Annotated in this window: 10 protein-coding genes and 1 pseudogene; 3 read left to right on the forward strand and 8 right to left on the reverse strand. The window is 72.1% G+C overall.

The window, feature by feature from the left end:
* Nucleotides 1–13: 13 nt before the first annotated feature.
* Nucleotides 14–646, reverse strand: coding sequence for a helix-turn-helix transcriptional regulator (locus tag AC07DI_RS05125; protein ID WP_478902244.1), 633 nt, complete (start codon nt 644–646; stop codon nt 14–16).
* Nucleotides 647–677: 31 nt separating this feature from the next.
* Nucleotides 678–824: a hypothetical protein gene (locus AC07DI_RS05130; protein WP_478902246.1), complete on the reverse strand. Its 147-nt coding sequence runs from the start codon at nt 822–824 to the stop codon at nt 678–680.
* Between the two features lie 23 nt (nt 825–847).
* Here AC07DI_RS05130 and AC07DI_RS05135 point away from each other — a divergent pair.
* Nucleotides 848–1414: pseudogene (locus AC07DI_RS05135) on the forward strand (proprotein convertase P-domain-containing protein); the annotation flags it as partial.
* Nucleotides 1415–1474: 60 nt separating this feature from the next.
* On the opposite strand, the gene AC07DI_RS05140 reads toward AC07DI_RS05135, so the two are convergent.
* From AC07DI_RS05140 to AC07DI_RS05160, 5 genes are all read right to left on the reverse strand, one after another.
* Nucleotides 1475–1978, reverse strand: a complete 504-nt coding sequence (locus AC07DI_RS05140; protein ID WP_478902247.1) for a metallophosphoesterase family protein — start codon at nt 1976–1978, stop codon at nt 1475–1477.
* Between the two features lie 61 nt (nt 1979–2039).
* A complete protein-coding gene (locus AC07DI_RS05145) occupies nt 2040–2357 on the reverse strand; it encodes an acyl carrier protein (RefSeq protein ID WP_478902248.1) in 318 nt (105 codons plus the stop codon).
* A gap of 32 nt (nt 2358–2389) precedes the next feature.
* Entirely contained in the window at nt 2390–4777 is a 2388-nt protein-coding gene (locus AC07DI_RS05150; protein ID WP_478902250.1) for a type I polyketide synthase, read from the reverse strand.
* 130 nt (nt 4778–4907) lie between these two features.
* A complete protein-coding gene (locus AC07DI_RS05155) occupies nt 4908–5822 on the reverse strand; it encodes an alpha/beta fold hydrolase (protein WP_384247327.1) in 915 nt (304 codons plus the stop codon).
* Between the two features lie 12 nt (nt 5823–5834).
* Nucleotides 5835–6701 (reverse strand): SAM-dependent methyltransferase, encoded by an 867-nt coding sequence (locus AC07DI_RS05160; RefSeq protein ID WP_478902252.1) that lies wholly within the window; start codon nt 6699–6701, stop codon nt 5835–5837.
* Nucleotides 6702–7065: 364 nt separating this feature from the next.
* Here AC07DI_RS05160 and AC07DI_RS05165 point away from each other — a divergent pair, with 364 nt between their 5' ends.
* Both AC07DI_RS05165 and AC07DI_RS05170 read left to right on the forward strand, forming a co-directional pair.
* Entirely contained in the window at nt 7066–8598 is a 1533-nt protein-coding gene (locus AC07DI_RS05165) for a DHA2 family efflux MFS transporter permease subunit (protein ID WP_478902254.1), read from the forward strand.
* A gap of 73 nt (nt 8599–8671) precedes the next feature.
* Nucleotides 8672–9187 (forward strand): acyl-CoA-like ligand-binding transcription factor, encoded by a 516-nt coding sequence (locus tag AC07DI_RS05170; protein WP_478902255.1) that lies wholly within the window; start codon nt 8672–8674, stop codon nt 9185–9187.
* 242 nt (nt 9188–9429) lie between these two features.
* Here the strand turns inward: AC07DI_RS05170 and AC07DI_RS05175 are convergent, their stop codons facing one another.
* Complete coding sequence (locus AC07DI_RS05175; protein ID WP_478902257.1) at nt 9430–10212, reverse strand: thioesterase II family protein; 783 nt, start codon at nt 10210–10212, stop codon at nt 9430–9432.
* Nucleotides 10213–10362: the final 150 nt, after the last annotated feature.

Below are 10362 nucleotides of genomic sequence, written 5' to 3' on the forward strand. Positions count from 1 at the left end.
GGCCGAAACGCCGTCAGTACGCCCGGCCGGCCTCCGGCTCGTGGTCCGCTCGGCCGGCCGGCGCGATGGCGGTCCTGGAGGTGACGTTCAACTTCCGCATGATGCGCGCCACATGGTGCTCGACGGTCCTCGTCGACAGGACCAGGCTCTCGGCGATCTCGCGGTTCGCGCGGCCCTGGACGACCAGGTGGGCCACCTCCCGCTCGCGCGGGGAAAGCTGGTCGCCGTAGCCGAGGCGGCCGCGGCGGTGGGTGGTGACGATGTCGTGGCGGCGCAGCAGCCGTTGGCAGCGGGCCACGTCCCAGCGTGCGCCCAGTTCCCGATAGGTCTGGCTCACCTCCTGGATCACGTCGGCCGCCGCTTCGCCGTGCAGGTCGAGCAGGCACCGTCCGCGGGCCTCCGCCGCCCGCGCGGCGTCGAAGGGGCGGCCGAGCGCACGCCACTGCGCCTCCGCGTCGCCGAGCAGCCCGACCGCGTCGTTCGGCCGGTCGTCGGCCCCGGCGAGCAGCGCCCGGCACATGGTCAGGGCGGCGCGCGCGGCGGGTGCGTCCCGCCGCTCCGTCCCCGCGGCGAAGTCGGCGACGAGCCGCCGGGCCCGCGCGGTCTGCCCACTGCCGTGCAGGGCCTCCACCGCGGTGGGCGACACCTCTCCCGCCCACACCCAACCGCCCGTGCGCTCAAGGCGGTTCAGGGTCTCCTCCCCGCAGCACGGACCGGCGCACGCACGCGTCCACGGCCGCTTCGGCGTCCTCGGGGGTGACTCCGGCCACCTCGGCGAGCACGGTGACGGGCACCGCACGGTCGAGTACCGCCGCTGCCTCCACGACGCGCAGGGCGTCCTCGCCCCTCCGGTGACAGCGCCTCGCAGACGATGAGCGGCACCTCCATGGCCTCCCCGCACGCCGCGGGCGCGGCCGCCCTGCTGCTCGCCGCCAACCCGACGTGGTCCCCGGCCCAGGTCCGCGACAAGCTGGTCGCGGACGCCACGTCCGGCAAGGTCACCGACGCCCGCACCGGCTCCCCGAACAAGCTCCTGCACACCGGCGCGGGCGACGGCACGCCGCCCACCGGCAAGAAGTTCGAGAACACCGACGACTACCCGATCCGCGACAACGCCACCGTGGAATCCTCCCTGCCGGTCACCGGCATCGCCGGCAGGGCCCCGGCCGACCTCGCCGTGTCAGTGGACATCCGCCACACCTACCGCGGTGATCTCAGGATCGAGCTCGTCGCCCCTGACGGCACCGCCCACCTCCTGAAGGACTACGACAGCGATGACAGCGACGACGACGTCAGGACCACCTACCGCGTCGACGCCTCCGGTGAGAACGCCGACGGCACCTGGAAGCTGCGCGTGACCGACAACTGGACCAACGACACCGGCACCATCAACGCCTGGGCCCTGCAGTTCTGACCCGCCCAACGCATCGAGGGGCGCCGACCCGTACGCACGGGTCGGCGCCCGGCGGCGTGCTCAGCGCCTCGGCGGCAGCCGGTGCAGGGTCACGTCGCGCAGCGCGGCGTCCGAGACGGTCAGGGTGAGGAAGGTGCAGTACGGCTGGCGCCTGCGGTCCGTGGGCGAGCCCGGGTTGAGGAGCCGGAGGCCGCCGGGGGCCTCGGTGTCCCACGGAATGTGGCTGTGCCCGAACACGAGCACGTCGAGATCCGGGAAGCGCTCGGCGCACCGGCGCTCGCGTCCGGCCGCCGCGCCGGTCTCGTGGACGACACCGAACCGCAGCCCCGCGAGGTCGGCCCGCTCGACCTCGGCGAGGCGGCGGCGCAGCGCCGGGCCGTCGTTGTTGCCGTACACGCCGATCAGCCGCCGCGACCTGGACTCGAACAGGTCCAGGGTGGCCTCGTCGATCCAGTCCCCGGCATGGATCACTACGTCCGCCCGGTCGATCCCCGCGAGCAGGGCGTCGGGGAGGCGCTTGGCGCGCGCGGGCACGTGGGTGTCGGAGGTCAGCAACAACCGCATGGGCCGAGCTTAGAGCCTGTCTTTGAACCCCCGCCTGCGCCCCGGCGCCCGGCACAGGCTCTTAGGCGGTGGTGTGCGTGAGTTCCTGGCTCAGGTGGCCGGTGAGCTGTGCGGGCGTGGGGTTCTCGACGATGGCCACCATCGCGATCTCCATGCCGGTCAGCGTCATCAGCGTCTTGGTGAGTTCGAGAGCGGTGAGGGAGTTGAGGCCGTTCTCGAGGAAGTTGCTGTCGTCGTCGAGGGTGGTGTTGAGGAGCGTGGCGGCCTGGGTGCGGATGGTGTCGGTGAGGAGCCGCTCGCGCTCCTCGGGGGTGGCCGCGGCGAGCTGCTTCTCCAGCTCGGTGGCGTCCTGGCCGGGGGTGTTGCCGGTGCTGGTCATGAATGCTCCTGTGTGAGTGGGTTGGTGGCGTGTCACACCGAAGGGTGCGCGGTGTGGTCGTGCAGCCAGTAACGCGTGGCCTGGAAGGGGTACGTCGGGAGGTCGACGGGCCGGGGGTGGGGCGTGCGCCGGACGAGTGGGGTCCAGTCGACGGCGCCGCCCTTGACGTACATCTCGGCGAGCGCGCTGAGCAGGGTGTGGGGGGAGTGGTCGCCGAGGCGGAGAAGTGTGGGGGCGTCGGGGTCGGGGGGTGTGGCGGTGGGGGGTGTGGTGAGGTGGTGGTGCCAGTAGGCGGGCGTGGTGACAGGGGCGCCGTTCGGGGCGGTGCTCGTGAGGGTGAGCGTGGGGGGCTGGAACGTCAGCTGTTGCAGTACGGGGTCGTAGGCATCCGGCGTGGGAGGCCGGGTGCCGTCGGCGGTGGCCGTGGCGTGGGCGGCGGCCAGGCGGCACGCGTCATCCAGGCCGAGGACGCCGGCGGCGTAGGCGGCAGCGATGTGGCCGACGCCGTCCCCGGTGAGCGTGTGCGGGTGGACCCCGGCGTCGAGGAGTAGACGGGCGAGCGCGGCCTGGACCGCGAAGCGCAGGGGCCCGGCGGGCAGGGGGCTGGCCAGATGCGTGCCGAGGAGGCCGCGGGCCTCGTCGAAGGCGGTCGCGAACGCGGGGAAGGCCGCGTACAGGTCGGCGCCCGCTTCGGCGTCGGGCGACGGGCCGCCGTCGAAGTGCCAGACGGCCTTCTCGGGGGCTGTGGGACTGTCGTCGGGGGAGGTGCGGACCAGGGCCGGGTGGTCGTCGCCCGCCGCCAGCGCGCGCGTGGCGGCGAGGAGTTCGGCGGGGTCCGCGCCGGTGAGGACCGCGCGGTGCTCCATGGGGCTGCGGGTGCCGGCCAGCGCGTACGCGACCTCGGCGGGCGAGGGCGTGGGGTCGGCGGCGGACAGGTGGGTGACGAGGGCGTCGGCCTGCGCCCGGAGCGCTTGGGGGGTGCGTGCGGAGAGGGGCCAGACCACCGGCGGACGCGCGGGGGCAGCGGGGTCGGTGGGCGCGTCCTGAGCCGGTTCCGCGGGGGCCGGAGGCTCTTCCAGGATGAGGTGGGCGTTCGTGCCGGACGTGGCGAACGCGGAGATGCCGACCCGCCGTGGCTCCGTGCGGCGGGGCCAGTCGACCGCCTCGGTGAGCAGCTGGACCCCGCCCTTCTTCCAGGCCGCGAGGGGCGTGGGACGGTCCACGTGGAGGGTCGGGGGCAGCGTGCCGTGCCGCAGGGCCTGCACCATCTTGATGACCGCGGCGCTGCCGGCGGCACCTTGCGTGTGGCCCGTGTTGGATTTGACGGAGCCGAGCCACAGCGGCCGGTCGGCGGTCCTGTCCGCACCATAGGTGGCCAGGAGGGCCTGCACCTCGATGGCGTCGCCGATGGGCGTGCCCGTGCCGTGCGCCTCGACGGCGTCGACCTGGTCGGGGGCGAGCCGGGCGTCGGCGAGGGCGGCGCGGATCACCTGCTGCTGGGAGGGGCCGTTGGGGGCGGCGAGGCCGTAGCCTGCACCGTCCTGGTTGACGGCGGAGCCGCGGATGACGGCCAGCACGGGGTGGCCGTTCCGCTGCGCGTCGCCGAGCCGCTCCAGGAGGACGAGGCCGACCCCTTCGCCCAGGCCCATGCCGTCCGCCGCCGCGGCGAACGGCTTGCAACGGCCGTCCGGCGCAAGGGACTTCTGGTGGGCGAACGCGTGGAACGTGTGCGGCGTCGACATCACCGTGCCGCCACCGGCGAGCGCGAGGGAGCACTCCCCGCGGCGCAGCGCCTGACAGGCCAGGTGGATGGCGACCAGCGACGACGAGCAGGCCGTGTCCACGCTGATCGCGGGGCCTTCAAGGCCGAGGGCGTAGGCGATCCGCCCGGAGACGAGGCTGCCGGACGTGCCGCCGCCGAGGTAGGGGAGCAGCTCATCGGGCGCGGTCTCCAGGCGCGTCGCGTAGTCGTGCCCGGTGGCGCCGACGTAGCAGCCGGTGAGGGAGGAGCGCAGGGTGTGCGGGGCGATGCGGGCGCGCTCGACGGTCTCCCAGGCGAGGTGCAGCATCAGGCGCTGCAGCGGTTCGGTGGCCACGGCCTCCGTCGCGCCGATGCCGAAGAAGCCCGCGTCGAATCCGGCCGCGTCGTCGAGGAAGCCGCCGAGTTCCGCGTACGGGGGTTCCTCGGGGAGCTCCCAGGCGCGGTCGTCGGGGAAACCGGTGACGGCGTCGCGCCCCTCGGAGACGAGGTCCCACAAGTCGTCGGGGGTGCGGGTCTTGCCGGGCAGACGGCAGGCCATGGAGACGACGGCGATCGGTTCGTGGCGCGCGGCCCTCAGCTCGCGCAGCTGCTGCCGCGCCTGGTGCAGTTCGGCGGTCGTCCACTTGAGGTATTCGACGAGCTTCTCTTCATTCGCCACGGGAATGGTCAGCCTTCCTGTTCTCGCGCGTGAAGCCTCAGGTGGGAGCCTCAAGGAGCCTCAAGGAGACCGAGTACGGGGCGGGCGGGCGTGCACCGCACCCTGTCGCTGCCAGGGTTGCCGCGGCTGCTTAAGCGGGTCTAACCCCCGTCTTGCCGCCGGGCCGCGGCGCTCCCGCGGGCGCGTCCAGCTCGCGTGCCAGTCGCAGGAGGTCGGCCGCGATCTCGTCGGGCGCCCCGGCGTGCAGGTCGTGGTCGGAGCCGGGGTACCAGCGCACGGTCACCCGGTCCAGGGCCGCTTCGGCGGCGGCCACCCACGCCCGTACCTGGTCGGAGAGTTGAGGGATGGCCGGGATGATGGGCAGCAGTCGGACCGGGACGGCGATCCTCGGGTACCAGTCGGCGGGGGCCTCCCGCTGCAGGCTCTCCACGATCGACATGACCTGCTCGGCGGTGAGGCGGGGGACGAGCATTCCGTCCGGCCCGATCCGGTAGTCCGCGAGGCGCGCCTCGACGGAGGCCGGCGACCAGTTGGGGTGGGTGGCCTTCAGGTAGGCGCGCATGTCGGCCGCGCTGGTGGTGCCCTGCTGCGCCCGGCGGACCACGTCGGCGGTGCGTTCCCAGAAGGCCCGCATCACCGGCCCGTCGAACTCGTACCAGCCGCCGTCGATCAGGACCAGACCGGACACCAGGTCGGGCCGCCCGGCCGCGAGGCGCAGCGCCAGGTGCGCGCCCCAGGAGTGGCCGGCCACCAGGGCGCCGGACAGGCCGAGGGCGGTGACCGCCGCTATCAGGTCCGCGACGACCGCCGCGTTCTCGTAGCCGTCCGGCGGCGCGTCCGAGTCGCCGTGGCCGCGGTGGTCGACGGCGTAGACCGGGTGTCCTGCAGCGGCCACGCGTCCGGCGACCTCGTCCCACATACGGGCGTTCGAGAGCATGCCGTGCAGCAGCAGGTACGGGCGGCCCACGGCTCCCTTACCCGCTGCGGGCAGGTGCCGGACGTTGAGGGTGACGGTCTTCGAGACGGGGACGCGGAGGTTCTTCACGGGCGGGCCCTCTCAGGGGCGCTGCGCGGTCGCGAAGATGTACCCGAGCTCGGGCATCTTGCCGAGGGCGGCCTGGTTGTGCAGGAAGAGTTCGTAGCCCTCGACGCCGATGATGTCGACGTACTCCTCCCGGTGGGCGCGGATCCACTCGACGTATCCGTCGTAGGTCTTGTTGGTCTCGCGGGTGATGTCGGTCAGTTCCAGGACCGTCCAGCCGGCCGCGCGGAAGATGTCGGGGTAGTCCCCGATGTCGGTGAGCGCGGCGTAGATGGTGGTGTCGCTGACGGTGGCGGTGCGCGGCTTGCCGGGGTCGGGGTTGAGATAGACCATGTCGGCGATGGGCATCCGCGCGCCGGGCTTCACGACGCGCAGCGCCTCGGTGAGGACCTGCTGCTTGTCGGGCATGTGCAGCATGGACTCCAGGGCCCAGCAGTGGTCGAAGGACCCGTCGTCGAACGGCAGGTTCATGGCGTCGACCTGCTCGAACCTGACGCGGTCGGCGAGGCCGGCCTCGCGCGCCCGGCGGTTGCCGCGCTCGACCTGGCGGGCGCTCACCGAGATGCCGACCACCTCGACGTCGCGGGCGCGGGCCAGCTGCATGGCCGGGGTGCCGTTGCCGCAGCCGATGTCGAGGACGCGGTCGCCGGGGCCGGGGTCGAGACGCCGGATCATCTCGTCCGTCATCTGGACCATGGCCTGGTCGAACGTGGCTTCCTGGGCGCCGCCGTCGAACCAGTAGCCGTAGTGCAGGTTGCCGTCTCCGAGCTGGGTCATCAGATCGAAGACCTTGTGGTCGTAGTAGTGGCCGATGTCGCTGGGCTCGGGGGCGACGGTCTTGTTCACCGTCGGGGGCTTCTTGGTCGTCGCGTTCTTCGTCACGGCCTCAGCGTCACGGCGCGCCGCGGGCGGTCACAACCCCAGCCCTGCCCCTCAACAGCCCCTAAGGGCACTCCGCGACCACCCCTACTGGGGGCCCGCGCGTCTTGACGGCTCCCTTAGAGCCTGTGTCATATCCCCGGCCGGGTGGTCGCCGCCTGGCACGCACGCTCGCCGCGTTGCCGAAAAGCCCTAGTAGCTCCGCTACGAGGGCTTCCCGGCGCCTTGCGATCGCACGCACCAGACGACGCCCACTGATCCGACCGGGGATATGACACAGGCTCTTACGGAACGGGTGGTACCGCGCCGAAAAAAATGAGAGTAGGCTCCGACTAAAGATTGAGCTCTCTTTAGGAGGTCGACTCTCGTGTCAGATCTGGGTGCGCGGCGGTGGTGGGCCGTCGGGGCTCTCGTGCTCGCGTCGATGGTTGTGGGCTTCGATGTGACGATCCTCAGCCTGGCGCTGCCGGCCATGGCCGACGATCTGGGTGCGAACAACGTCGAACTGCAGTGGTTCGTCACGTCGTACACGCTGGTGTTCGCGGCCGGAATGATCCCCGCGGGCATGCTCGGTGACCGCTTCGGGCGCAAGAAGGTCCTGCTCACGGCGCTGGTGATCTTCGGCATCAGCTCGCTCGCCTGCGCCTACGCCACGTCCTCGGGCACGTTCATCGGCGCGCGTGCGGTCCTCGGCCTCGGCGCCGCGCTGATCATGCCGACCACGCTGTCGCTGCTGCCGGTGATGTTCTCCGACGAGGAGCGGCCCAAGGCGATCGGAGCGGTGGCGGGCGCGGCCATGCTGGCCTATCCGCTCGGCCCCATCCTGGGCGGCTACCTCCTCAACCACTTCTGGTGGGGCTCGGTCTTCCTGATCAACGTGCCGGTGGTGATCCTCGCCTTCCTCGCGGTGTCCGCCTGGCTGCCGGAGTCCAAGGCCAAGGAGGCCAAGCCGTTCGACATCGGTGGCCTGGTCTTCTCCAGCGTGGGTCTCGCCGCGATGACGTACGGCGTCATCCAGGGCGGCGAGAAGGGCTGGACCGACGTCACCACGCTCGTGCCGACCCTCGGCGGCGCGCTCGCCATCGTGGTCTTCGTCTTCTGGGAGAAGAGGACGGCCGACCCGCTGGTCGACCTCTCGCTGTTCCGCTCGGCCCGGTTCACCTCGGGCACCATGCTCGGCACGGTGATCAACTTCACCATGTTCGGTGTGCTGTTCACCATGCCGCAGTACTACCAGGCGGTCCTCGGCACCGACGCGATGGGCAGCGGCTTCCGGCTGCTGCCGATGGTCGGCGGCCTGCTCGTGGGCGTGACCGTCGCCAACAAGGTCGCCAAGGGGCTCGGCCCGAAGACCTCGGTCGGCATCGGCTTCGCCCTGCTGGCCGCCGCGCTGTTCTACGGCGCCACCACCGCGACCGACAGCGGCACCGGCCTGGCCGCCGCATGGACGGCGGCGTACGGTCTCGGCCTCGGCATCGCCCTGCCCACCGCCATGGACGCGGCCCTCGGCGCCCTCTCGGAGGACTCCGCAGGCGTCGGATCCGGCGTCAACCAGTCGATCCGCACCCTCGGCGGCAGCTTCGGCGCGGCCATCCTCGGCTCCGTCCTCAACTCCGGCTACCGCGGCAAGCTCGACCTCGACGGCGTGCCCGAACAAGCCCACGGCGCGGTCAAGGACTCCGTCTTCGGCGGTCTGGCGGTCGCCAAGGCGATCAAGTCCAACGGGCTCGCCGACTCGGTGCGCGCCGCGTACGTCCACGCCCTCGACGTCGTCCTCGTGGTGTCCGGAGCCCTCGGCCTGCTCGGCGTGCTGCTCGCAGTGGTGTGGCTGCCCCGCCATGTTGGTCAGAGCACCGCCCAGCCCGCAGAATCTGAGCATGAAGCCGCAGACGCAGTCTGACCAGGGCAAAACTGTGCCTGGACTGAGAGAACGCAAGAAGGCCAGAACGAAGGCCGCGATTCAGCGGGAGGCGGTGCGCTTGTTCAGGGAACAGGGCTACTCCGCCACGACCATCGAGCAGATCGCCGAAGCCGCCGAGGTCGCCCCCAGCACCGTCTTCCGCTACTTCGCGACCAAGCAGGACCTGGTCTTCTCTCACGACTACGACCTGCCCTTCGCGATGATGTTCCAGGCCCAGTCGCCCGACCTGTCACCGATCCAGGCCGAACGGCAAGCCATCCGATCGATACTGGAGGACATCCCCGAACAGGAACTGGCGCTCCAGCGCGAGCGGTTCGTCCTGATCCTCTCCGAGCCGGAGCTCTGGGGCGCCAGTCTGGGAAACATCAGCCAGACCATGGAGCTCATGGGCGAGCAGGTGGCCAAACGGGCCGGACGCGATCCGCGCGACCCCGCGGTGCGCGCCTACACCGGGGCCGTCTTCGGAGTGATGCTGCAGATCTCCATGGACTGGGCCAACGACCCGGAGATGGACTTCGCGACCACGCTGGACGAGGCGCTCCACTGCCTGGAGAACCTGCGGCCCTGACGTGGCGTGGAGGGGCGGAACACCTCCCCGCCCCTCGACCGACGTCGTACGCGGCGGGCCTCGGCAGCCGCGTACGACCCCCGCGCCTCTCACATCCCCCGCAGGGGCGCGGGGCCCACAGGGGGAGAGGCGACCGCGCGCGGCCACGGTCCCCCCGGCTGCCGCGTACGGTCCAACCTGGCGTGCTCCGACTTCCCTCGGCGGAGCACGCCAGGGGCCCGTCCGCCCCTACACGGCCTGTGTCATGCCCCCGGCCCCGCCACCAGCGCGGCCGCGATGACGTCGGCCACCCGCTCCTGGCAGCCGTCGAGGTAGAAGTGGCCGCCGGGCAGCACCCGCAGATCGAACCCCGCCGCGGTGCGCTCCCGCCAGGCCGCGGCCTCCTCCGGGGTGGTCCGCCCATCGGCGTCACCGATCAGCGCCGTGATCGGGCAGGCGAGACGCCCGGGTCCTGGCGCCTCGTAGGTGCCCACGGCCCGGTAGTCGGCCCGCAGCGCGGGAAGGATCAGTTCCTGCAGCTCAGGACTGGCGAAGAACCGCTCGTCGGTGCCGCCCATCGCCCGCAGGTGGGCCAGGAGGTCCGCGTCCCCGAACTGCCTGGCCCCACCGGCGGGCCGGTAGGGCCGCGCGATCCCTCCGGAGGCGAACAGGTGCACCGGCAGGCCGGGACCCGCCGGACCCCGCAGACGCCGCGCCACCTCGAACGCCACGATGGCGCCCAGGCTGTGACCGAACAGGGCGAACGGCTTCCCGTCCGCGGGCAGATGGGCCACCACGCCGTCGGCCAGCTCGGCCACCGACTCCAGGCACGGCTCCGCATGCCGGTCCTGGCGCCCCGGATACTGCACGGACAGCACCTCGATGCCGGGTGCGAGCAGCCCGGAGAGCCCGAAGTAGTAGCTCGCGGAACCGCCCGCGAACGGAAAACACACCAGCCTCACCGGTGCCGCCGCGGCGTCGTGGTAGCGGCGCAGCCACACCCCGGACCCGGTCTTCTGCGGTACCCGCGCCGTGCCCCTGTCCATCGCACTCCCTCTCGTCCCGCTCCGCCGCGGACACTCCGACACGACGTCGCCGGTGCCGCTCGACCCCGATGCTGGCCGCACGCCATAGCGCGCCTCTAAAGCGGCGGGTGGCTAGCCGGGGTTTGGTTCGCCTTTAGAGAGCCCGCCCAC

The organism is Streptomyces sp. NPDC044106 (assembly GCF_056433985.1).